This is a genomic window from Bordetella sp., from assembly GCF_051960075.1.
GTDB lineage: Bacteria > Pseudomonadota > Gammaproteobacteria > Burkholderiales > Burkholderiaceae_B > Bordetella.
In genome coordinates this window covers 29,452-52,319 of sequence record NZ_JBQCER010000049.1, presented here as the reverse complement: position 1 = coordinate 52,319, position 22,868 = coordinate 29,452, and the positions used below count along the sequence as shown (strand labels likewise).

Here is a 22,868-nt window from a genome sequence, read left to right as displayed (position 1 = left end):
ACGTTCATGGAGTTCTGAAATGAAGACAATTTACCGGGCCCTGCGGGTGGCAAACACCGCCATGCTGGCCGCTGCCCTCATGTCGGCCACGGGTCTGGCGCGGGCCGATGATGCGGCCCGGCCGCCGGTCATCAAGGCGCTGGAAAGCCGCGGGCTGATGATTACGAAAGAGTTCAAGGTCGGAGGCGGCCTGCGCGCATTCGCCGGCATCGCGAACAATCAACCGGTCGCGGCCTACGTGACCGCCGACGGCAACGCCATCATCGGAATACGCGTCGGCCCCGACGGCAAGCCGCTCGACGAGGCAGCGCTGCACGCATCGGCCGCCAAGCCGGTCAGCGACAAGGAATGGTCGCAATTGGCGGCGACGACCTGGGTGCTGGACGGCAAAGCGCAAGCGCCGCGCATCGTCTACGTGTTCGCCGACGCCGACTGCGTCTACTGCCATCGCTTCTGGGAGGCCGCCCGCCCCTGGGTGGATTCGGGCAAGGTGCAGATGCGGGACATTCTCGTGGGCATCATCGACAAAGACAGCCCGGCGAAGGCCGCTGCGATCCTCGGCGCGGCCGACCCCTCTGCAGCCCTGCTGGAAAATGAAAAGAACTTCGGTCAGGGCGGAATCGCGCCCGCCAAGCGCGTTCCGGCCGACGTGGAAAAGATGCTGGCCGGCAATCTGAAACTCATGCTGTCGATGGGGTTCCAGGGCACGCCGGGCATCGTTGTTCTCGACGAAAACGGCCTGGTCAAGAAATACAACGGCATGCCGCAGCAAAGCGCATTGGCCGAGGTGCTGGGCCCGCGCTGATCCGATGGATGTCGGCGGCCCGGCGTCGCTCGAATGCTAGGGCCTGAGCCATCCGCGCTTGATCGGCAGCATCAGCAGCCTGCGATACAGCGCGATCGACGCCTGAGTTACGAGGGGGCCGCCGACCGCCCAGAGCGGCTTTACCAGCATGCCGGCGAGCCACGCGATGATCGCTCCGCCGAGCATGTCGAAGGGAAAATGCACGCCGATGAAGACGCGGGCCCAGGCGACGGCCAGGTCCACGATCAGCACGAACAGGCCCAGCAGTCTCCTTCCGCCGTAGAAAAACGTGAACGAGAGCGCCGAAAGCAGGGTGGCGTGATCGCTCGGGAACGACGAATCGGGCACGTGCGCGAGAAAGGTGTGGCCCAGCCCGATGGCGAAGGGACGCGGGTGATACCAGGCCAGACCGATCAGCTGGTTGATGCCCAGGGCCAGAAAGCCGACGGCACACGCCCTCAGAGCCAGCTCCCGCCGCGTGTCGCCGCCCATCAGCCATAGGCAGACCAGCACGATCGGAGCGAGCAGAATGGCGTCGTTTGCGATGAACAGGCTGGCGGCGACAAGGCCGTGCGGGGTTTCGGGCGTGGCATTGATGGCGAGAAAAAGGGCTCGATTGATGGCTTCGATTGCTTGCATGAAATGCTTTCCGTGGAAGGAGTCTGTCAGTGTTTTTGCTTTGCCAAGCGTGGCGCGAAGCGGCACATGGCCAGCGGTATGACGGCCAGGACGGCGCCGGCATAAAAGGTGGCCGGCGCACCGTGGCGGTCCCACAGCCAGCCTGCGATCACGCTGGCGAGCAGCATGAAGACGCCGCTGAATAGGTTGAAGAGGCCGAATGCATTGCCGCGCAGTGTCTGCGGCGCCGTTTCGGCAACCATCGCGGCGAGAATGCCCTGCGTGAATCCCATGTGCAGGCCCCATAAAGCTACGCCGGCAAGCACCGAGACGACCGAGGTGCTTGCGCCCAGCATCAAATCCGATGCGATCAGGATGATCAGCCCCAGGGCGAGGAGAACCCTGCGGTCGACGCGGTCGGACAGCACGCCGACGGGGTAGGCGGACAGCGAGTAGACAACACTCATGATCGCCATGGCGCCGGGAATCCACGCGATGTTCATTCCTGTCTGCTGCGCGCGCAAGACCAGAAATGCCTCGCTGAAGCGGGTCAGCGTGACAACGGCGCCGAGCACGACCACAAACCAGTAGCGCGCGGGGAACTCGCGCAGCGTCCGCCAGGCCAGCGGCGAACGGAAAGTGCCCGGCGAGCTCGCGCCGGCCGGCTCTTTGACGCCGAATGCGATCAGACCCACCGAGATGAACGCGGGCACGACGGCGAACCACAGCACGGCGCGAATGCTGTCTTGAAACCAGAACATCAGGGCAATCGCCGCGAGCGGTCCGGCGAACGCGCCGACCGTGTCCATCGATTGCCTGAGTCCGAAGCAGGCGCCGCGTATCGACGGCGGAGCCACGTCCGCAACGAGGGCATCGCGCGGCGCGCCGCGGATGCCCTTGCCCAGGCGGTCCACGAGCCTGGCGGCGATCACCACCGCGGGCGTGCCCGCAAGCGGAAATAGCGGCTTGGAAAGCGCGGCCACGCCGTAGCCCGCCAGCAAGAGCGCCTTGCGCCTGCCCAGCCAATCGCTGAGACTGCCGGAAAAAATCTTGACGATCATCGCGGTCGCCTCTGCCGCACCCTCGAGCACGCCCAGCGCGCTCACGCTCATGCCCATCGTCGTGACGAGGAAAATGGGCAGTAGCGCATGAATCAGTTCGGAGGAGAGATCCATGAAGAGGCTGACGAATCCGAGCATCCAGACGGTGCGGGGGATGCGGATCGGATCTGGGCCCGAGGCCTTGGACGTCATGATTCGTTTCCTTCGGTTCGATCAGGAGTGCAGCAGCGGCGTCTTGCGCACGTCACGAAGATATCGGTATTCGTTCCAGGTGACGGCGATGATGACGACGTCCAACGCCGTAATCAGCAGCAGCCAGACCGAGTGCGTAAAGGTGTAGCGATAGGCCTGATACACGATGAACAGGCCGAAGACCGCGATCGACAGAGGGAAATACCAAAGTCTTTCCCGCAGAAGGCCGACGCTGAGCCACAGCTTGACCACCCCGTGCGCGAGCAGATAGACGGCCGCGAACTTCTGCGCGCTGACGGACATGTTTTGCGCAGTATGCAGCAGAAAATTGGCGACGAGATCGTGTGGATCTTCGGCGAACTCTTTCTTCGTGACCCAAAGCACGAAGGTCAGAAAGAGCTGCTGCGGGACGAAGTAGGTGGCCAGCCCGGCAGCAATTTCCGATAGCGCGAAAATCGCTTTCAGCCATAGACTCCATTCGAACGCCAGGTGAATATATTTATGGTCGAGTAGTTTCTTCAGATCGGTCACGGAAATTGCTCCATGGTTCGCAGCGCAATTCGTGTTGGGCTCGTTTTCCCGCGGTAAGAGTGTATTCGCCGGATCATTAACGCACGGTTAAGGCAGAAGACCGGCTGCGATGCCTTGCGCCTTCATGCTGCCTTTAGCCTGGGATTCGTAGACTGCTTTGCATCGCGGCCGCTGCGCCGCTCGCTTCCACAAGGAGAACCCATGAGCAATCAAATCGAGGTCTGTAACGTGAAGGTGACCCGATAATGGAAACGTTCATGCATAGATCCCGCCTGTTTGCGCGGGAATGGGCCATTGCCCCCCGATCCGTCGGCGCCATCTGCCCCAGCTCGCGGCGGCTTTCCGCGCAGCTTGCGCGCGAGGTGCCTGCGGGCCACGGGGCTGTCATCGAGCTGGGCGGCGGGACAGGCGCGGTCACGCAGGCGCTGCTGGAAAACGGCGTGTCGTCCGGGCGGCTGATCGTAGTCGAACGTTCCGCGGCTTTTGTCCGGCATCTGCGCGTGCGTTTCTCGGATGTGCCGGTAATGCATGCCGACGCGGCTCACCTGGCGTACAGCCTGCCGCTGGATCTGCGCGTCGACGCCATCGTTTCTTGCCTGCCCTTGCGCTCGCTGCCGCGGGGGGAGGTCGAGGCGATCGTCGGCCAGTGGCGGCATGTCTTGCGCCCGGGGGGCGTCGTCATCCAGTTCTCTTACGACATTCGGCCCAATCTGGGCGCGGCCGACCCGGGAGGCGATTTTACGCTGCTGTCGAGCCGGATCGTCTGGGCGAATCTGCCGCCGGCCCGGATCGTGACCTTGCAGCGGCAGGGTCAGCGCAGCACGTAATCGCGGGAGGTCAGCGATGGCGGCAGGGGCCGCACGCCCAGGCCGTCGAGCAGGTCGATCTCGATGGTGCGCACGATGGCTCGCAGCGGCAGGCTGTTGTCCGACAGGCCGAAGGGTTCCTGCAGTTCATCGCCCAGCGCATCCAGGCCGAAGAAGGTGTAGGCCACGATGATCACCACCAGAGGCATGAACAGGCCCAGCGCGCCAACCAGCCCGAAGGGCAGCAGCAGGCAGAACAGCCAGGCCGTGCGGTGCAGCAGCAGGGAATAGGCAAACGGTGCGGGTGTGTTGTGGATGCGCTCGCATGCGGCCTGTACCGCCGCGCAATGGGCGACGTGCTGCAGCAGGCCTTGATAGACGATGTCGCTCAGCAGGCCTCGGCGTAGCGCGTCGGCCAGGTCCGCGTTGATGGCGCGCAGCAGCGCATCCGAAACATTGGCCCGTTCGCCCAGCGCGCGTCCTTCGTCGGCGTCGACCCAGGGGCGGGCGGCAGCGGTCTCGTCTTCTGCGCGCAGCCGCGCCAGCAGCGCGTGCGCGAAACCGATGCAGCGGCGCGTCAGCGTTGCATGCAGCGCCGGTTCGGCCGCCAGCGCCGCCTGCGATTCGCGCGCCAGATTGCGCATCAGATAGAGCAGTTCGCCCCACTGCTTGCGCGCTTCCCACCAGCGGTCGTAGCAGATGTTGTTGCGAAAACCCAGGAACACCGAGAGCGCTAGGCCGAACAGCGAGAACGGCACTGCGTTCAGGTGCGTGCCCGCGAACCAGCCTCGCTGGTGCAGCCAGGCCACCGCGCAGGACAGCAGCAGGATGACGATCAACCGGCCCGCGATCAAGGGCACGATCGAGCCGCGCATGATGTAGAACAGGCCCAGGATGCCGGGACGAGGACGTACGATCATGATGTATGCGTGGCAGGTCGATTTATCGGTCGGCCGGGGCGCCTGCCTGGGCCGCTTTGCGGATGCGCACCGGAATCGACTTGTAGGAAGGCGTGCCGCACTCCTTGTCGATATAGTCCAGCGGAACCAGCACGTTGGCCTCGGGATAATAGGCCGCCACGGAGCCGCGGGCGATCTGGTATCGGATCGCAGTGATGTTCTCCAGACGCAGATTGCGGGTCGACGAGACCGTTTCGATGTCGATCAGGTCGCCGTGCTCGAGGCCGTGCGCAGCCAGATCTTGCGGGTGCATGAAGAGCACGTCGCGACGGCCGAACACGCCCCGGTACCGGTCGTCCAGGCCGTAGATGGTCGTGTTGTACTGGTCGTGGCTGCGGATCGTCACCAGCCGCAGCATATCGTCGGGCCAGGGTTCGTAGCGTTCGCGCACGCCCGGAAACACCGAAAACATGGCCTTGCCGGACGGCGTGTTCCATCTGCGCTCGGTAGGGGGCAGCGGCATGCGAAAGCCCCCAGGCACGCGAATGCGCCGGTTGTAGTCGTCGAAGCCCGGGATCGTGAGCTCGATCAGGTCGCGGATGCGGTCGTAGTCGGCCGCCAGCCCTGCCCAGTCCGTCGTGCTGTCGATCAGCGCCGCCCGGGCCATGCCGGCGACGATGGCCACTTCCGAACGCAGGTGCGTCGAGGCCGGCTTGAGCCGGCCAGCCGAGGCATGCACCATGGACATCGAATCTTCTACGGTGATCGATTGCGGTCCGTTCGCCTGAACGTCGATCTCGGTGCGACCCAGCACCGGCAAGAGAAAAGTCTCCTGGCCGACCAGCAGGTGCGAGCGGTTGAGTTTGGTGCCCAGATGCACGCTCAGACGCAGGTTTTTCATCGCCGCGAAGCAGAGCGCCGGGTCGGGCAAAGCCACGGCGAAATTGCCGCCCAGGCAGATCAAGGCCTTGGATTTTCCCTCGACCATGGCCTGCATGGCGTTGACTGCGTCATGGCCGTGATCTTGCGGCGGCGTGAAGCCGAACACCTGCTCCAGGCGCTTGAGGAAGTCCTCCGATGGCTTCTCGGTGATGCCAACCGTGCGGTTGCCCTGCACGTTGGAGTGACCTCGCAGCGGGCAGATGCCGGCGCCGGGTTTGCCGATATTGCCCCGCATGAGCAACAGGTCTGCGATCAGCCTCACATTGGCCGTGCCGGTGTTGTGCTGCGTGATGCCCATGCCGTACGTGACGATGGCTGCCCTGGATTTGGCATAGACTTGCGCCACGTGTTCCAGGTCGACGCGCGCCAGGCCGCTTTCCTGCTCGATGTCGGCCCAGCCGGTGGCTTGCAGATCGTCGGCCAGCGCCTCGAAGCCCTGCGTGTGCTCGGCGATGAAGTCGCGATCCAGAACGTTGCCGCGTTCGGCGTCGAGTTCCAGCAACGCCTTCATGATGCCTTTAAGCGCGGCCGCGTCGCCGCCGGCCCGTACCTGATAGTAGGTCGAGGCGATATTGGTCGAGCCGTAGGTCGCTATTTCCACGATGTTCTGAGGGTCGGCAAAGCGCTCCAGCGCCCGCTCGCGCATGGGGTTGAGCACGATGATGGGGACTTTGCGGCGCGCCACTTCGTGCAGCGTGCCCATCATGCGCGGATGGTTGGTACCCGGGTTGTGGCCGATGGAAAGCACGAAATCGGTCTGGTCGAAATCTTCCAACGCGACCGTGCCCTTGCCGATACCGATCGACTGAGGCAGGCCGACGCTGGTTGCCTCGTGGCACATGTTGGAGCAGTCGGGGAAATTGTTGGTGCCGAATTCGCGCGCGAAAAGCTGAAACAGATAAGCCGCTTCGTTGGAGGCGCGTCCGGACGTATAGAACTCGACTTCGTCCGGCGAGGCCAGGGCGCCCAGCGCCGCGCCGATGCGCGCGAAGGCCGCCTCCCATTCGATGGGAACGAATTTGTCTGTCGTCGCGTCATAGATCATCGGATGCGTCAGGCGGCCGAAATCCTCCAACTCGTAATCCGACAGCGCCAACAGCGACGATACCGTGTGCTGCGCGAAGAACTCGGGCGTCACGCGCTTGCTCGTCGCCTCCCAGGTGACGGCCTTGGCGCCGTTCTCGCAAAACTGGAAAGTGGAGCGGTGCTCTTTGTCGGGCCAGGCGCAGCCGGGGCAATCGAAACCCGCCGGCTGATTGGTGCGCAGAAGCACGACGGGCGCTTCGGTGAACTCCATCTGCTGCCGCACGGCCTGGGCTGTGGCCTTCAAGGCCCCCCAGCCGCCCGCCGGGCCGTCATAGGGGCGTATGCCGGGCACGTCGCGTTGTTCAGTCATGATCGGGTTCCTTGAGAGGCTTCAAGACACTGAGAGCAGGATGGCGCAGGTGACCCGGATCGGTCCAATCGTTTACTCGAAACTATTGATAACCTATATTTATCAAACTTTTTTGGCCGGAAGCGGGTTGAGAATCTCTTCCAGGTCCATCTGGCCTGCAATCTGCCAGGCGGCCTCGGACAAGGCGGTTTGTGCCTCGCGGCGCAGCCGCACCAGACACACATCCTCGGAATGCTCGGGCACGATCGGGTGAGCGGTCAGACCGGCGCCTTCGTATTGGGTCGGCAGTGCGCTCAGGGGCATGATGCTGAACGCACGCCCGCTCAGGCACTCGACAAGCAGCACGCGCAGGTCGTTGGTCTGCAGCACCACGCGCGGCGTTGCCTCGAGCTTCCTGAAAATCCCGTCCAGGGTCTGGCGGTTCTGCATGTCCCGGCTGAGCAGGCATAGCGGCAGTCCGGCGACCTCGCCCCAGTCGAGCTGATGCGGCAGGGCTGCCTGCTCGCTGGCGATCAGCACGTAGCGTTCGCAGAACAGGGGCAGCACATCATAGGCGTCGTCGTCGGCGATCGACCGGTCGTAGAGCATGCCGAGCTGAATCTCCTGCGACTTCAGGCGCTGGAGTATGTCGGGGGTGCTCAGCGAAGTGACCTCCAGCGTCAGCTGGGGCAGGATTTCGCGATATTGCGCGCTGAGCAGCGTGGCGGCATGGTTCGCCGTCGGAATCACGCCGATGGCCAGGTGACCGCGCGGCACGCTGCGGACCAGGTCGGCTTCCTGCTGCAGGCCTTCGAGCGAAGCGAGTACCTGGCGCACCCACTGGATGACCCTCTCGCCCTCGGGTGTGATGCCTTCGAACGTGCGGTTGCGCTTGACGATGGTGATGCCGAGCTCGCGTTCCAGTTCGCGTATCCCGTTGGACAGGGCCGGCTGCGAGACGTGGCAGCTCTCCGCCGCCCGCCTGAAATGCCGATGCTTGTCCAGCGCGATGAGATAGTTGAACTGGCGGATGAACATTCGGAGTCCTTCGCTGCGTGGCGGCCTAGACAGGCACGGCGCCGTCCGCCGAACATACCGCCGGCCAGGGCGCGATGTCCAATCGGGCGCATTCTTATGCGTGCGCGACGACGATTTCGGCCATGCCGGCGAGGGCGCAAAGCACGACCACCCAAAGCGGCGGGATTTTCCAACGCGTCAGCAGGAAGAAACCCACCGTCGCGATCGTGAAATCGACGCTCGAGCGAACTGCGCTGGTCCAGACCGGCGAATAGAGCGCGGCCGCAAGCAGGCCCACCACGGCGGCGTTCACGCCGGAGAGAATCGCAGCCATCGATGGGCGCGCGCGCAAAGCCTGCCAGAAAGGCAGCGTAGCCAGCACGAGCAGCAACCCGGGCAGAAAGATGCCTACGAGAGCCAGCAGCGCGCCGGCCCAATGACTCGGCACTTGAGTCATCCAGCCGAGAAAGGCGGCAAAGGTGAACAGCGGGCCCGGCACCGCCTGGGCAGCGCCGTACCCTGCCAGAAAATCGCCGGGTGCAACCCAACCCGTGGCGACGGTCTGCTGCTGCAAAAGCGGCAGCACCACATGCCCGCCGCCGAAGACGAGCGCTCCGGATCGGTAGAAGCCGTCGAAGACCTGGACGGCCTGGTTATTTGTGAGCTGCTCCAGAATCGGCAGCCCGAAGAGCAGGGCGCAGAAAAGCGCCAATGCGATCACGCCCACAATGCGCGGCACACGGAATTCATGGGCCGGCTGCGTCGTGCCGATCGTGCGTTCGGGCAGCTGCGCACGGCAATAGATCGAGCCCAGCACGGCGCCGCACGCAATCACGATGAGCTGCGCATAGACTGTGGTGAGGACGGCGAGGGCAGCCATGGCGGCAAGAGCGATTGCCGCGCGGCGGCGATCCGGGCAAAGGCGCCGCGCCATGTCCCAGACGGCCTGGGACACTACCGCAACCGCGACCAGCTTGAGGCCGTGAATCAGGCCGGCGCCGACCGGCCCGTCGAGATTCGGGGCGATAACGGCGAAAACGAGCAGGAGCAGGGCCGAAGGCAGCGTGAATCCGCACCAGGCCGCAAGCCCGCCCAGCCATCCGCCGCGGAGCAGTCCGATCGAAAAGCCGGTTTGGCTGCTCGCCGGGCCGGGCAGGAACTGGCACAACCCCACCAGGTCGGTAAACGCCGCGTCGTCCAGCCAGCGCCGCCGCTCGACGAATTCGCGCCGAAAATAGCCGATGTGAGCGACGGGGCCGCCGAAGCTGGTCAGCCCCAGCCTGAGAAAGATTGCAAAAACTTCGCAGGTGGCGCGGATTCTGGGCGAGAGCGTCGAGGGCATGATCAGGGCGAAAAGATTTCGGTGCGGGAGCGGCGACAACCCCGGGAGCATACGACGCGGGGCGCCGCCGCGCTATGATCGTCTCGTCCGGCAAAGGCCGGAGGGGGAAGTTGAAGACGACGAAGCAGTGCCAACAGCAAGCAAGGGAGACATGCCATGAAGAAGCATCTTGAAGCTGTATTGTTGTCGATCGCCGCGGCAGGCGTGCTGTCTGCTGCCGTGCCGGCCGGCGCGCAGACGGCCACCTCGGAGACCTGCCAGCCGATCACCAAACAGCAGGTCGCCGCCCTATTTACGCAGTGGAACGACGACCTGCGTACGGGCAATCCCGACAAGATCGCGGCCGATTACGCGCCGGACGCGGTGCTGCTGGCCACGGTGTCGAACAAGCCGCGGACCACGCCTGCCGAAATCCGCGATTATTTCGTCCATTTCATGGCGGGCAAGCCCAGCGGAACCATCGACCGCAGCTACATCCGAATCGGCTGCAATACCGCGCAGAACGTCGGTACCTACACCTTCAAGTTCGGCGACGGCAAGGTGGTGCACGCGCGCTACACCTACGTGTACCAATGGGAGAACGGCAAGTGGCTCATCGTCCACCACCATTCTTCCGCCATGCCGCAGAAGCATTGAATCAGCCTCTGAGCGCGCTCAGCACCTCGTCGAGCATTTTTTTGGCATCGCCGAACAGCATGCGGTTGTTGTCCTTGTAGAAAAGCGGGTTGTCGACGCCGGCGTAGCCCGAGGCCATGGAGCGTTTCATCACGATCGAGGTTCTGGATTTCCAGACCTCGAGCACCGGCATGCCCGCGATGGGGCTGGTCGGATCCTCGGCGGCGCTGGGGTTCACGATGTCGTTGGCGCCGATCACCATGGCCACATCGGTGTCGGGGAAGTCGGCGTTGATCTCGTCCATTTCCATCACGATGTCGTAGGGCACTTTGGCCTCGGCCAGCAGCACGTTCATGTGGCCGGGCATGCGGCCCGCCACCGGGTGGATGGCGAAGCGCACGTTCACGCCTTTTTCGCGCAGGGTCTTGGTGATCTCGAACACAGTGTGCTGAGCCTGCGCCACCGCCATGCCGTAGCCCGGCACGATGATCACGCTCTTGGCTTCGCGCAGCAGCTCGGCGGTTTCGGCAGCGCTGATGGGCGCCACCTCGCCTTGGGGCTGCGCCGCGGCGTCGGCCGCCGCGCCATCGCCTTTCTTGGCGGCGCCGGAGCCGAAGCCGCCAGCGATCACGCTGATGAAATTGCGGTTCATCGCGCTGCACATGATGTACGAGAGAATGGCGCCCGACGAGCCTACCAGCGCGCCGGTGACGATCAGCAGGTCGTTGTTGAGCATGAAACCCGTGGCCGCTGCGGCCCAGCCCGAGTAGCTGTTGAGCATGGAGATCACCACGGGCATGTCGGCGCCGCCGATTGCCATGACCATATGCACGCCGAAGAGCAGGGCGATCACGGTCATGACGACGAGCGCCGTCATGCCGGCGCCGCCGTCGTGCGCGTGCATGAACCGGCCGCCGAACCAGATCACCACCAGGAGCGCGACCAGGTTGAGCCAGTGGCGGGCGGGCAGCAACAGAGGTTTGCCGCCGATTTTTCCGCTGAGCTTGCCGAAGGCGATGAGCGAACCCGAGAAGGTGACCGCGCCGATCAGGATGCCGACGTAGATTTCCACCAGATGGATGGTTTCTTCCGTGCCCTGGAACTGCACCGAAGGATCCACGTAGCTGGCAAAGCCCACCAGGCAGGCTGCCAGGCCCACCAGGCTGTGCATGAGCGCGACCAGCTCGGGCATCTGGGTCATTTTGACGGTCTTGGCCGCGTACAGGCCGATGCCTGCGCCGACCGCCAGGGCCGCGACGATCCAGGCGATGCCTGCGGCGCCCACGCGCGGCCCGAAGATCGTGGCCAGCACGGCCAGCGCCATGCCCACCATGCCGAGCAGATTGCCCCGGCGCGAGGTTTCGGGATTGGACAGGCCGCCCAGGCTGAGGATGAAGAGAATGGCGGCGCCGAGATAGGCTGCCGTGGCGAGGCTTTGGGTCATGATGCGGTTTCCTCTTCTTCTTATTTACGGAACATGGCCAGCATGCGGCGCGTGACGGCGAAGCCGCCGAACATATTGATGCCGGTGAGCGCGATGGCGGCGATCGCCAGCCAGCGAATCAGCACTTCGGGCCGGCCCCCTGCCGCGGCGACCGACGCGGCAACTTCAGGCGGCGCGATCTGTACCAGAGCGCCGATGGCGATGATGCTGGAGATGGCGTTGGTGACGCTCATGAGCGGCGTGTGCAGCGCGGGCGTGACGTTCCACACCACCATGTAGCCGATGAAGCAGGCCAGCACGAACACGGTGAAGTGGCCGAGGAAGGCTGAGGGGGCATAAGCCCCGATGAACCAGAACACCACCGCGGCGACGGCGAACAGGATCGCCATCGTCCTGGCAGGCATCGGCGCACCGCCGCCATGGCCATGGCCGTTCTTTTTTTCCGCTGCGGGGGCGGCGGCAGGCTTGGGCGCGGGCGCTGCCGCGGGCTTGAGCGGCGGCGCGGGCCAGGTGACGGCACCGTCCTTGATCACCGTCAGGCCGCGCAGGGCGTCGTCTTCCATGTTGACGACGGCCATGCCGTCCTTGGCTTTGCACAATTCTTCCGCCAGGCGCAGCAGGTTGGTGGCGTATAGCGTGGAGGACTGTTTGGCCAGACGCGAGACCAGGTCGGTATAGCCGATGATGGTCACGCCGTGGCGTACTACGGCTTCGCCCGGCACGGTCAGCTCGCAGTTGCCGCCCTGTTCGCCGGCCATGTCCACGATCACGCTGCCCGGCTTCATGGACTGGACCATCTCGGCGGTAATGAGCTTGGGCGCCGGCTTGCCGGGAATCAGCGCGGTGGTGATGATGATGTCTGCATCCTTGGCCTGCTGCGCGTACATGGCGCGCTGCGCGGCCTGGAAGCCTTCGCTCATGACCTTGGCATAACCGCCGCCGCCCGAGCCTTCTTCTTCGTAGTCGACCTTGACGAACTCGCCGCCCAGGGACTTGACCTGGTCGGCGACCTCGGCGCGCGTATCGTTGGCGCGCACGACGGCGCCCAGGCCGGCGGCGGTGCCGATGGCCGCCAGGCCCGCCACGCCGGCGCCGGCGATGAACACTTTGGCGGGCGGCACCTTGCCTGCCGCCGTGATCTGTCCGTTGAAGTAGCGGCCGAAGGCGTTGGCGGCCTCGATGACGGCGCGGTAGCCGCTGACGCCGGCCATGGAGGTCAGCGCGTCCATCTTCTGCGCGCGGCTCAAGGTGCGCGGCAGGCAGTCGATGGCAAGCACCGTGGCCTTTTTCGCAGCGAGCTGCTGCATCAGGTCGGGATTCTGCGCCGGCCAGATGAAGCCGACCAAAATGCCGCCTTCGCGCATCAGCGCCACCTCTTGCGCGCTGGGCGGCCGCGCCTTGAAGACCAGGTCGGACGTGGCCCACAGGGTTGCGGCACTGTCCACGATATCGGCCCCGGCGGCGCGATAGGCGTCGTCGCTGAAATTGGCGGCATCGCCCGCGCCGGATTCGACGGCGACCGAAAAACCCAGCTTGACGAGCTTTTCGACGACATCGGGTACGGTGGCCACGCGCTTTTCGCCGGGAAAGGTTTCCCGCGGGACGCCGATGCGTTGGGTGCCATTGCGCGGTGCGTCGCCGTGCCGGGCGTCATCACTCGGGGCTGGCGAGGTGGAACTGGTTTGCATGAGATCTCCTGGGAGGCGTAATTGTTATACGAAGCCTTATTACCGCGCTACGAGGCCTTATAACGCAACGGCCCGCAAGTGCGCCACTTTGGCGTGCTTGCGGGCCGCGGCACGGCGGGTATCTTGCGCGCTAGAACACGGGATGTCCGCCGATCAGGCTGGGCAGCCAGGTGGAGAACGACGGCACGTAGGTGACGATATTGATCGCGCTGAAGATGGCCAGGTAATACGGCCAGGCTATCTTGGTCGTTTCCCCGATCGACACCTCGCCGATGGCGCAGCCGACGAACTGCACCGAGCCGATGGGCGGGTGCACCAGGCCGAGCGAGCAGTTCAGCAGAAGCATGATGCCGAATTGCACGGGGCCCACGCCATAGTGCATGGCCATCGGCAAAAATAGCGGCGTGGTGATCAGGATATGCGCCGCCATGTCGACGAAGGTGCCCAGGAACACCTGGATGACGTTGATGTACAGCAGCATCAGCCAGGGTATGGTCGTGGCGTCGCGCAGCATGTGCTCGATGGTGTCGGGAATCTCCAGGTAGGCCATCTGGAAGCGCAGCATGTTCGACACGCCGATCAGCAGCAGCACCACGCCGGTGGTCTTGACCGCGCGGGCCAGCGCCGTGAACAGTTTTTCGAACGTCATGCTGCGATAGACGATCGTGGTCAGCACCAGCGAGTAGCCCACCGCGATGGCGGCTGCCTCGGTCGCCGTGGCGACGCCTTTTGCCACGCAGCCCAGGATAATGAGGATGACGAACAGGCCCGGCAGCGCGCCGACGAAGGAGCGCGCCACGGCATACCAGCCGGGGAACTTCGTGACCGCGGTCGTGCCGTCGGCATGCTTGGGAAAGCCGAACTTTACGGCCTGCCAATAGGCGGCCACCAGCACCAGGCCCAGTACCCAGAGCACCGGGATCAGCCCCGAGAACAGCAGATCGCCGATGGACACGCCGTTGACCGAATGACCATGCACGGTGCCCGCAATGCCCTGCGCCGCGAGCGCGTAGATGATCATATTGGTCGAGGTGGGCATGAGCGCCCCGGCCAGCGACGAGTGCGTGGTGACGTTGACGGCGTAGGCCGCGCTGTAGCCTTCGCGCTTCATGAGCGGAATGACCACGCCGCCCATGGCCGAGGTATCGGCCGTGGGCGAGCCGGAAACGCCGCCGAACAGCGTGCAGGCCACGGCGTTGGCCAGACCCAGGCCGCCGCGGAAGTGGCCCACGGCGTTCTGAGCAAAGCGCAGAATGCGGTCGGCGATGCCGCCGTGCAGCATCAACTCGCCCGACAGGATGAAAAAGGGCACCGCGAGGAAGGAGAACGCGTTGATGCCGGACACCATGGACTGCATGGCCGTGGCGACGGGCAGACCTTCGTAGAAATAGGTCAGCACGCAGGACAGGCCCAGCGCGAACGAGACCGGAACCCCGAACGCCAGGAGGGCAAGAAAGCTTACGGTGAGAAGGGCGAGTTCCATGGATTCTTAGTCTTGTTTGTGGAAGAACATGTCCAGCAGGTGTTCCAGGCAGAACAGCACGATGCAGACGAAGGCCACGGCGGGAATGATGTAGCGTATGCCTTCGGACAGGCCGATGATGGGTATCGTGTCGCCCAGGGTGATCTGGGCCATCTGCACGCAACCGCTCAGGGCCGCCAGCGCAAAGACGATCAGGCACAGCTGCTGGAAGGCCTCCATGGCCAGCTTGCCTTTGGGCGGCAGGCGTTCGACCAGCGAGTCCAGCCCGATGTGGCCGCCGTCGCGCACGCGCAGCGCGGCGCCGAAGAAAGCAATGACCAGAACCATCAGCAAGGCGATGGGCTCGACGAAGTCGGCGGCACTATCGAAGATGTAGCGCATGATCACGCCGTAGAGCACGATCACGCACAGAATGACGAGGCTGATGGCCGAGACCCAGCTCATCGCGCCGGCGATGAATTTGTTGGGCAATTTCATGAAATTCATGATGGGCATCCCTAGCAGCGCCGGCGGCTGGGCCGCCGGCGCGATGGGTGATTCAGGCAGGGATCTTAGTGGACGGCTTCGATGTCGTCGACGATCTTTTTCATCGCCGGCGTCGACTCGTACTTGGCCCACACGGGCTGCATGGCCTTGACGAAAGCGGCACGATCGACTTCCTTGGCCGGGATCACCGTGGCGCCGTGCGCGAGGACGTACTGCTTGGCCTTCTCTTCCTGGGCGGTCCAGAGCTTCACGTAGTCGTCCTGGGACGCCTTGGCGGCCTTCTTGATGGCGGCTTGCTCTTCAGGCTTGAGCTTGTCCCAGATCTTCTTGGAGAAGAGCAGGACTTCCGGAACCATGGCGTGCTGGGTTTCCGAGTAGACCGTCGCGACTTCGTAGTGCTTGGTCTCGGCGTAGGACGAGTAGTTGTTCTCGGCCGCGTCGATCAGGCCGGTCTTCAGGCCGGTGTACACCTCGGCGAAGTCCATCGGCGTCGGGCTGCCGCCCATGGCCTTGATTTCGTCGGACATCAGATCGGAAGGCTGCACGCGCACCTTGACGCCCTTCATGTCTTCCGGCGAACGGATGGGCTTCTTGGCGTACATCGAACGGGTGCCGCTTTCGTAGAAAGTCAGAGCGACCATGCCCTTTTCCTGGAACAGGTCGAGCAGCTTCTGGCCTTCAGGACCGTACATGACCTTGCGGAAATGATCGACGTCGCGGAACAGGAAGGGCAGCGACGGGATCACCGATTCGGGCACGATGTTGTTCAGGGGGGCGGTGCTGACCCAGGCCATGTCGAGCGCGCCGGCGCGGACCTGGTTGATGGTGTCGTTCTCCGAACCCAGCATGCTGTTGCCGAAAACCTTGATCGTGTCCTTGCCGCCGGTTTCCTTGGACAGCTGCTCGCCCATGTACTTGAGCGCCAGTACGGTCGGGTAAGTGTCGTTGTGCACGTTGGCCACGCGGAAGGTGCGCGCCTGGACGTTGGCGGCGCCGAATGCGAGCAGAGTCGACGCTAGCAGCAGCGATATGCGGGGCAGGGCTTGTTTGACTTGCATGGTGTCTCCTTGGGGTGGTGGTGCTTTGTGAACGCTTATCCGACGTAAGTTGGCTCTTGCAGGCCGCGGATGCCGGGGCGTAGGGCGTACACCGCGCCGTCCTGCGCGTCGGGCGAGCAGGACGGTGGGCGGATCGTGGTGATGAAAAGCGTATCGAGGTCGGCGCCGCCGAAAGCGCACATGGCCGGCTTGGCCACGGGCAGCGCGATGCTGCGGTCCAGTCGGCCCGCAGGCGTGTAGCGGTAGAGCATGCCGGCGTCGTTGCCGCAGATCCAGTAGCAGCCGTCGGCGTCGACCGCTGCGCCGTCGGGACGGCCGGCGGGCAGCTTTTCGACAAAGACCCGCCGGCGCTCGGGCCGGCCGGCATCGACGTCGTAGTCGCAGGCCCAGACGATCTGGCGCGAGGGGTGGGAATCGGACAGGTACATGGTGCGCCCGTCGGGGCTGAAGCCCATGCCGTTGGGCGTGATGAACTCGCCGATGGCCGATGCGCGAAGCTCGCCTTGGGCGTAGCGGTAGAGGCGTCCTGCTGACCGAGCCAGCGACATGTCCTGCACCATGGTGCCGGCCCAGAAGCGGCCTTGCCGGTCGCAGCGACCGTCGTTAAAGCGCATACCCGGTTCGGCATGCTCCACGGCGGCCGCCAGGATCGGGTCGGCCGATTCGCCGGCGTCGGGCAGGCGGTCGAGCACGCCGATACCTCGTTCCATGGCCAGCAGCAGGCCGCCGGCGCGGCGCATGGCCAGACAACCGGCTTGTTCGGGCAAAGCCCAGCTCGCGGCCTTGCCGTCCGACGGATTCCAGCGCCACAGCATGCGCGCGGGGATGTCTGTCCAGTAGAGGGCTTGTTCGGCGGGATGCCAGACGGGGCTCTCGCCCACGCCGCACAGCATGGCGCCGATGCGTTCGATTTCCATGGGGGGATCAGTCGTTGAAAGGACCCGCTTTGACGAAACCGCCGCCCTGATATCGATTGGCGGGATCGGTCGGATCGGGTTCGGGCTGAGTTTCGACCTTGGCGCGGAACTGCTCGGAGCTGTCCTTGGGAGCGAAGCCCAGGTGCGTGGCACGGTTGTTGTCCCACCAGCTGTCGCGGTTGTCCGAAGCGCCGTAGACGATGGTGTGGCCGACGTTGGGCGTGAACAGCCCGCGCACGACGAGCTGCTCGAGATCGTCGTAGCTCAGCCAGGTGACCAGCATGCGGCGGTCTTTCGCTTCGGGAAAGGACGAGCCGATGCGTATGCACACGGTCTCGATGCCGTAGCGGTCGAAGTAGAAGCGCGAGAGGTTCTCGCCGAATACCTTGCTCAGCCCGTAGTAGCCGTCGGGGCGCGGCAGCACGTCCGCATCGATGACCTGGTTCTGGCGGTAGAAGCCGATGGTGTGGTTTGAGCTGGCGAAGATGACGCGGCGCACGCCGTGGCGGCGCGCGGCTTCGTACACGTTGTAGACGCCCTGGATATTGGCGGGCAGGATTTCCTCGAACGGACGTTCGACGGAGACGCCGCCCAAGTGGACGATGGCGTCGCAGCCTTGCACCAGCGTATCGACCGCGCCGTTGTCGGCCAGATCGCAGACCACGACCTCCTCGCCTGCTTGCGCGGAGTCCATGGCGCCGATGTCGGAAACGCGCAGCACATCCGCATAGGCCTTGAGACGAGGACGCAGGACTTTGCCCAGTCCGCCGGCAGCGCCGGTCAGCAGCAGCCTGCGGGCGCGGCCCTGGGGTAGGGGAGTCGGTGAAGTCGGCATGATCTTCGTCGGGTTCCGATCAGAGTTCTTGCGAGCCGAGTTGCTCGATGAGGGCGCGCAGGGCCTGGACTTCGTCGGGCTTGAGGTCGCTCAGGGGCGGGCGCACAGGGCCGGCGCTGTGGCCGACGACGGTCGCGCCTGCCTTGACGATGCTGACCGCATAGCCGGCGCTCTTGTTGCGGATGTCCAGGTAGGGCATGAAGAAGTTCTTGAGCAGTTCGTGCTGGGTCTTCATGTCGTCGTCGCGCACGGCTTCATAGAACTTCATCGCGGTCTTGGGAATGAAGTTGAAGACGGCCGAGGAATAGACCGGGGTGCCCAGCGCCTTGTAGGCCGCGGCATAGACTTCGGCGGTGGGCAGGCCGCCCAGGTAGCTGAAGCGGTCGCCCATTTTCTGGTAGACCGAGACCATGTATTCGATGTCGCCCACGCCGTCTTTGAAGCCGACGAGATTGGGGCAGCGCTCGGCCAGGCGGGCCAGGGTGTCGGGCTTGTACTTGGCCTGGGCGCGGTTGTAGACGATGACGCCGAAGTTGACGCTCTTGCAGATGGCCTCGACGTGCGCCGCCAGGCCTTCCTGGCTCGCTTCGGTGAGGTAGTGCGGCATCAGCAGAATGCCGTGCGCGCCGGCCTTTTCGGCGGCTTGCGCGTAAGCGATGGTCTGCCGGGTGGAGCCGCCGGCGCCGGCGCGGTTGGGTACCGTGCCGCGGCACACGTCCACGGCGGTCTTGATGATGTCGGGATATTCCTCAGGCGAGAGGGAGAAGAATTCGCCCGTGCCGCCGGCGGCGAACAGCGCGCTGGCGCCGTAGGGGGCGAGCCACTCCAGGCGCTTTGCGTAGCCCTTCTGATCGAACTCGAGATTGGTGCCGAAATCGGTCAGCGGGAACGAAAGCAGGCCGTCGCTGACGATGGTCTTGAGTTCCTGGGGGGTGTAGCTCATGGCGTGTCCTTGATAGAAAGCGGATGTGTGCGTAGGGGAATGGCGGTCTGGCCTGGCTTGCGTCAGGTCACCGGCGCGGGATTGAACAGCGTGAGCGAGTTGTGCAGCTTCCAGTGCTCTGCCCAGGTTTTCTTGCGGCCGCTGGCGACGTCCAGCATGAACTGGAACAGCTCCCAGCCCACGTCGGCGATGGTTTTCTCGCCGGTGGCGATAGTGCCGGCGTTGATGTCCATCAGATCGTGCCAGCGCTTGGCCAGATCGTCGCGGGTGGCGACCTTGATGACGGGCACGGCTGCCAGGCCGTAGGGTGTGCCGCGGCCGGTGGTGAAGACGTGCAGATTCATGCCGGCGGCCAGCTGCAGCGTGCCGCAGATGAAATCGCTGGCGGGGGTGGCGGCGTAGATCAGGCCTTTTCGCGTGAGCTTTTCGCCCGGCGAGAGCACGCCCGAGATGGGAGAGCTGCCCGACTTGACGATCGAACCCATGGCTTTTTCGACAATGTTGGACAGCCCGCCTTTTTTGTTGCCCGGCGTGGTGTTGGCGCTGCGGTCGACCTGGCCTCGTTTGAGATAGGCGTCGTACCAGGCCATTTCGCGGATCATGTCCTGCGCGACGTCGGACGTCGCCGCGCGCGATGTGAGCTGGTCGATGCCGTCGCGCACTTCGGTGACTTCGGAGAACATGACCGTGGCGCCGGCGCGCACCAGCAAGTCGGTGCAAAAGCCCACCGCCGGGTTGGCGGTGACGCCGCTGAAAGCATCGCTGCCGCCGCACTGCACGCCCACCACCAGTTCGCTGGCGGGCACCGTGACGCGCTGGCGCGCGTTCAGGCGCGCCAGGTGCGTTTCGGCCTGGCGCATGATGCTGTCTATCATCGACATGAAACCCACGTGCGCGGCATCTTGCAGGCACACGACGTCCAGCGCTGAACCGGCTTCGCGTTCGTCGGCGATGGCGATGCTGCCCGGAGGCAGCAGACGCTCGGGCTGCAGTTTTTCGCAGCCCAGGCTGACCACCATCACTTCGCCGCCGAAATTGGGGTTCATGCTGATGTTGCGCAGGGTGCGTATGGGCACGATGGCGTCGGGCGCATCGATGGCCACGCCGCAGCCGTAGGTGTGTTCCAGCGCGACCACATCGTCGACGTTGGGGTACTTGGGCAGCAGTTCGGATTTGATGCGTTGCACCGCGAATTCGGTCACGCCGGCTACGCACTGCACGGTTTGCGTAATGGCCAGGATGTTGCGGGTCCCCACCGAGCCGTCGGCGTTGCGATAGCCCTCGAAGGTGTAACCCTCGAGCGCCGGCTGGGCCGCGGGCTTGACCGTGGCGATGGGCAGACCTTCGAGTTCGCGCGCCGGCGGCATGCGCAGCAGCCCTTCATGCACCCAGCTGCCGGCGGGAATGGTCTTGAGCGCATAACCGATGGGCACGTTGTAGCGCCGGATGGCGTCGCCTTCGGCGAAGTCGACCAGGGCCACCTTGTGCGCCTGAGGCACTTTGTCCGTCAGCGTGATGCCGCCGTCGATCTGGGTGCCCGCGGGCAGGCCGCCATCGTTGGCGACGATGGCGACGTTGTCCAGCTCGTGCATCTTGATGAGCAAGGGCTTGGCGGCGATGGTCTCGGTCATGAGGCTTGCGTTCCGGGCAGGTGATTAGTGAATGGTGATGTGGCCGGCCTCGATCACGCTTTTCCAGCGCGCCGAGTCCTGCTGCATGAACGTGGTGAACTGGTCGGGCGTATCGGCGATGAGGTCGTAGCCCACCGATGTGAAGGGCGTCTTGACTTTGGGATCGTTCAAGGCCTTGACGAAGGCGGCGGCCACTTCGTCGCGCAGGCCCTTGGGCATGCCCTTGGGCGCGACGACGGCTTGCCAGGACGTGACGACCATGTTCTTGACGCCGGCTTCGGCCATGGTGGGGACGTCGGGCAGCAGGGGCGCGCGCGCGGCGCTGGTGATGCCCAGGGCGTGCATGCGTCCGGCCTGGATGTACGGCAGTACGGTGTTCAAATTCTGGAACGAAGCGTCGACCTGCCCGCCCATGAGATCGGTCTGGGCCGGCCCGCCGCCCTGATAGGGGACGTGGATGCCGGTCGTGCCGCTGCGCTGCCAGAACAGGGCGGCCGAGAGGTGGTCGCTCGACCCCACGCCCGACGAGGCGAAGGTCACCCGGTTCGGGTGGGCTTTTTCGTAGGCGACGATGTCGGCCACACTCTTGAACTTCGAGTTGCCGGGCACGACCAGCACGTTGGGCGAAGATACGGCGACCGTGATCGGCGTGAAGTCTTTCAGAGGATCGAAAGGCAGGTTCTTCATCAGGTGCGGCACGATCACCAGCGGGCCGAGCGAGGTCACCAGGAAGGTGTAGCCGTCGGGCTTGGCGCGCGCGACGAAGCCTGCGCCGATGGTGCCGGTGGCTCCTGCGCGGTTTTCGACAATGAAGTTCTGATGGAGCTTTTGCCCCATGTCGGCCGCCAGCGCGCGTGCCACTTGGTCGGTGGAGCCGCCGGGCGGGAAGGGGACGATGAGCGTGACGGGCCTATCGGGCCAAGCGGCGGCATGCGCGCTCAGGCTCACCACACCCAGGATCAGGGCTAGCAGCGTTTTCTTCATTTTTGTCTCCATCAAAATGATACCGTTATCATTTTTAAGCGAATTACATCGCTTTTTTAGTTTTACAGGGGAAAACCCTGGCCTTTCTTGAAATATGTCGCGCTGGAATTTTTAGAATGATATCGTTATCAAATTCCAAGTCAATATAATTCAAGCAAGGGAAAACCCCAATCTTGAAGCAGAAACCCGCAACTCTACGCGACGTCTCCCGGGCGGCCGGCGTGTCTTTGATCACGGCGTCGCGCGCCCTGAGCAATCCGGACATCGTGTCCGCCAAGTCCCGGGAAAAAGTCCAGCAGGCCGTCGAGGCGACGGGCTACATCCCCAATATGCTTGCTGGCGGCCTGAAGTCCAAGCGCAGTTTGACGATAGCCGGCGTGTTCCCCGCGCTGGCCGTGACGGAATTCCTGCCGATCATGCAGGCCCTGTCGTCGACACTCGCTCGCGAAGGCTATCAACTGCTCCTGGGTGAAACCGGATACGACCCCGCGCGAGAAGCGGCGGTGCTCGACACCATGATCAGTCGCCAGCCCGACGGCATCGTGGTGGTGGGCCTGGTGCAGACCCAGCGCGCCCGCGACAGGCTGCGCCGCAGCGGCCTGCCCGTGGTGGAGCTATGGGAGCTGAGCGATCGGCCCGTGGATATGTCCGTGGGTTTTTCCCATTTGAAGGTCGGCAGCACGCTGGGAGGATATTTCCTCTCCAAGGGCTGGAAGCATGTCGGCGCGGTGACCGGGGCCGACCCTCGGGCCAGGCTGCGTACCGACGGCTTCAGAACCACGTATGGCGGCGACGTACCGATCGCCGTGGTGCAGCCGCCGAGCAATCTGGAGCGCGGGCGGCGGGCGCTGACCGAGCTGCTGGAAAAATCTCCCAAGCTGGAAGCGGTGTGCTGCACGTCGGACATGCTGGCCAACGGTGTGCTGACGGAGGCGCGGGCGCGTGGAATGCGCGTACCGGAAGATCTGGCGGTGTGCGGGTTCGGCAACACCGACTTCAGCGAGTACACGGTCCCTTCGATCACGACGGTGCACGTGGACGGTTCGGGTATGGGGCGGCTGGCCGCCCAGCTCATCATGGATCGATGCCGCGGCAAAGTGGAGGAGCAGTCGATCATCGATGTCGGTTTTCGCCTGATCGAACGCGAGTCGACGGGCGCCGCCACATCCGGCCGGTCGAGCTAGGGTTCGACGATA

The 22,868-nt window shown here is 64.4% G+C and carries 21 protein-coding genes; 4 read left to right on the top strand and 17 right to left on the bottom strand.

Going from position 1 to position 22,868, the window contains the following annotated elements; translation table 11 throughout:
- Nucleotides 1–19 precede the first annotated feature (19 nt).
- Nucleotides 20–805, top strand: coding sequence for a thiol:disulfide interchange protein DsbG (gene dsbG, locus ACTHJ1_RS06780; RefSeq protein WP_440189604.1), 786 nt, complete (start codon nucleotides 20–22; stop codon nucleotides 803–805).
- A 36-nt stretch (nucleotides 806–841) separates the two neighbouring features.
- Here dsbG and ACTHJ1_RS06775 read toward each other — a convergent pair whose 3' ends face one another.
- From ACTHJ1_RS06775 to ACTHJ1_RS06765, 3 genes are read right to left on the bottom strand one after another with little or no spacing between them, the layout of a single operon-like run.
- On the bottom strand, nucleotides 842–1,444 hold the full coding sequence (locus ACTHJ1_RS06775) for a phosphatase PAP2 family protein (RefSeq protein ID WP_440189601.1): 603 nt from the start codon (nucleotides 1,442–1,444) through the stop codon (nucleotides 842–844).
- 26 nt (nucleotides 1,445–1,470) lie between these two features.
- Complete coding sequence (locus ACTHJ1_RS06770; RefSeq protein WP_440189598.1) at nucleotides 1,471–2,676, bottom strand: MFS transporter; 1,206 nt, start codon at nucleotides 2,674–2,676, stop codon at nucleotides 1,471–1,473.
- Between the two features lie 21 nt (nucleotides 2,677–2,697).
- Nucleotides 2,698–3,207: a DUF2127 domain-containing protein gene (locus ACTHJ1_RS06765; protein ID WP_440189595.1), complete on the bottom strand. Its 510-nt coding sequence runs from the start codon at nucleotides 3,205–3,207 to the stop codon at nucleotides 2,698–2,700.
- A gap of 257 nt (nucleotides 3,208–3,464) precedes the next feature.
- Here ACTHJ1_RS06765 and ACTHJ1_RS06760 point away from each other — a divergent pair, with 257 nt between their 5' ends.
- Entirely contained in the window at nucleotides 3,465–4,034 is a 570-nt protein-coding gene (locus tag ACTHJ1_RS06760) for a class I SAM-dependent methyltransferase (RefSeq protein WP_440189592.1), read from the top strand.
- On the opposite strand, the gene ACTHJ1_RS06755 is transcribed toward ACTHJ1_RS06760, so the two are convergent.
- From ACTHJ1_RS06755 to chrA, 4 genes are all read right to left on the bottom strand, one after another.
- The gene (locus ACTHJ1_RS06755) at nucleotides 4,019–4,933 is read right to left on the bottom strand and encodes a bestrophin family protein (RefSeq protein WP_440189590.1); all 915 of its coding nucleotides are present in this window, start codon (nucleotides 4,931–4,933) and stop codon (nucleotides 4,019–4,021) included. The two genes, ACTHJ1_RS06760 and ACTHJ1_RS06755, sit on opposite strands and share 16 nt — an antisense overlap.
- Before the next feature lie 22 nt (nucleotides 4,934–4,955).
- Nucleotides 4,956–7,250: an FdhF/YdeP family oxidoreductase gene (locus tag ACTHJ1_RS06750; protein WP_440189587.1), complete on the bottom strand. Its 2,295-nt coding sequence runs from the start codon at nucleotides 7,248–7,250 to the stop codon at nucleotides 4,956–4,958.
- 102 nt (nucleotides 7,251–7,352) lie between these two features.
- Nucleotides 7,353–8,267 carry a LysR family transcriptional regulator gene (locus ACTHJ1_RS06745; protein ID WP_440189584.1) on the bottom strand — a complete coding sequence of 305 codons (915 nt, stop codon included), beginning with the start codon at nucleotides 8,265–8,267 and terminating at the stop codon, nucleotides 7,353–7,355.
- Nucleotides 8,268–8,361: 94 nt separating this feature from the next.
- Nucleotides 8,362–9,588 (bottom strand): chromate efflux transporter, encoded by a 1,227-nt coding sequence (gene chrA, locus ACTHJ1_RS06740; protein ID WP_440189581.1) that lies wholly within the window; start codon nucleotides 9,586–9,588, stop codon nucleotides 8,362–8,364.
- 156 nt (nucleotides 9,589–9,744) lie between these two features.
- On the opposite strand from chrA, the gene ACTHJ1_RS06735 reads away from it, so the two are divergent.
- A complete protein-coding gene (locus ACTHJ1_RS06735; protein WP_440189578.1) occupies nucleotides 9,745–10,224 on the top strand; it encodes an SgcJ/EcaC family oxidoreductase in 480 nt (159 codons plus the stop codon).
- A gap of 1 nt (nucleotide 10,225) precedes the next feature.
- Here ACTHJ1_RS06735 and pntB read toward each other — a convergent pair whose 3' ends face one another.
- The 10 genes from pntB to ACTHJ1_RS06685 all read right to left on the bottom strand — a co-directional run bounded on the left by pntB (nucleotide 10,226) and on the right by ACTHJ1_RS06685 (nucleotide 21,672).
- Complete coding sequence (gene pntB / locus ACTHJ1_RS06730; protein ID WP_440189575.1) at nucleotides 10,226–11,647, bottom strand: Re/Si-specific NAD(P)(+) transhydrogenase subunit beta; 1,422 nt, start codon at nucleotides 11,645–11,647, stop codon at nucleotides 10,226–10,228.
- Nucleotides 11,648–11,667: 20 nt separating this feature from the next.
- Complete coding sequence (locus tag ACTHJ1_RS06725; protein ID WP_440189572.1) at nucleotides 11,668–13,335, bottom strand: Re/Si-specific NAD(P)(+) transhydrogenase subunit alpha; 1,668 nt, start codon at nucleotides 13,333–13,335, stop codon at nucleotides 11,668–11,670.
- 130 nt (nucleotides 13,336–13,465) lie between these two features.
- Entirely contained in the window at nucleotides 13,466–14,818 is a 1,353-nt protein-coding gene (locus tag ACTHJ1_RS06720) for a TRAP transporter large permease (RefSeq protein ID WP_440189569.1), read from the bottom strand.
- A 6-nt stretch (nucleotides 14,819–14,824) separates the two neighbouring features.
- Nucleotides 14,825–15,295, bottom strand: a complete 471-nt coding sequence (locus ACTHJ1_RS06715) for a TRAP transporter small permease (RefSeq protein ID WP_440189820.1) — start codon at nucleotides 15,293–15,295, stop codon at nucleotides 14,825–14,827.
- A 74-nt stretch (nucleotides 15,296–15,369) separates the two neighbouring features.
- A complete protein-coding gene (locus ACTHJ1_RS06710; RefSeq protein WP_440189566.1) occupies nucleotides 15,370–16,362 on the bottom strand; it encodes a TRAP transporter substrate-binding protein in 993 nt (330 codons plus the stop codon).
- A 35-nt stretch (nucleotides 16,363–16,397) separates the two neighbouring features.
- A complete protein-coding gene (locus ACTHJ1_RS06705) occupies nucleotides 16,398–17,279 on the bottom strand; it encodes an SMP-30/gluconolactonase/LRE family protein (RefSeq protein WP_440189563.1) in 882 nt (293 codons plus the stop codon).
- A 7-nt stretch (nucleotides 17,280–17,286) separates the two neighbouring features.
- Complete coding sequence (locus ACTHJ1_RS06700; protein WP_440189560.1) at nucleotides 17,287–18,114, bottom strand: NAD-dependent epimerase/dehydratase family protein; 828 nt, start codon at nucleotides 18,112–18,114, stop codon at nucleotides 17,287–17,289.
- A gap of 19 nt (nucleotides 18,115–18,133) precedes the next feature.
- The gene (gene kdgD, locus ACTHJ1_RS06695; RefSeq protein ID WP_440189557.1) at nucleotides 18,134–19,057 is read right to left on the bottom strand and encodes a 5-dehydro-4-deoxyglucarate dehydratase; all 924 of its coding nucleotides are present in this window, start codon (nucleotides 19,055–19,057) and stop codon (nucleotides 18,134–18,136) included.
- A gap of 62 nt (nucleotides 19,058–19,119) precedes the next feature.
- A complete protein-coding gene (gene garD, locus ACTHJ1_RS06690) occupies nucleotides 19,120–20,688 on the bottom strand; it encodes a galactarate dehydratase (RefSeq protein WP_440189554.1) in 1,569 nt (522 codons plus the stop codon).
- A gap of 24 nt (nucleotides 20,689–20,712) precedes the next feature.
- A complete protein-coding gene (locus ACTHJ1_RS06685; RefSeq protein WP_440189551.1) occupies nucleotides 20,713–21,672 on the bottom strand; it encodes a Bug family tripartite tricarboxylate transporter substrate binding protein in 960 nt (319 codons plus the stop codon).
- Between the two features lie 173 nt (nucleotides 21,673–21,845).
- Between ACTHJ1_RS06685 and ACTHJ1_RS06680 the strand changes: the two genes are divergently transcribed.
- Nucleotides 21,846–22,856: a LacI family DNA-binding transcriptional regulator gene (locus tag ACTHJ1_RS06680; RefSeq protein WP_440189548.1), complete on the top strand. Its 1,011-nt coding sequence runs from the start codon at nucleotides 21,846–21,848 to the stop codon at nucleotides 22,854–22,856.
- Nucleotides 22,857–22,868: the final 12 nt, after the last annotated feature.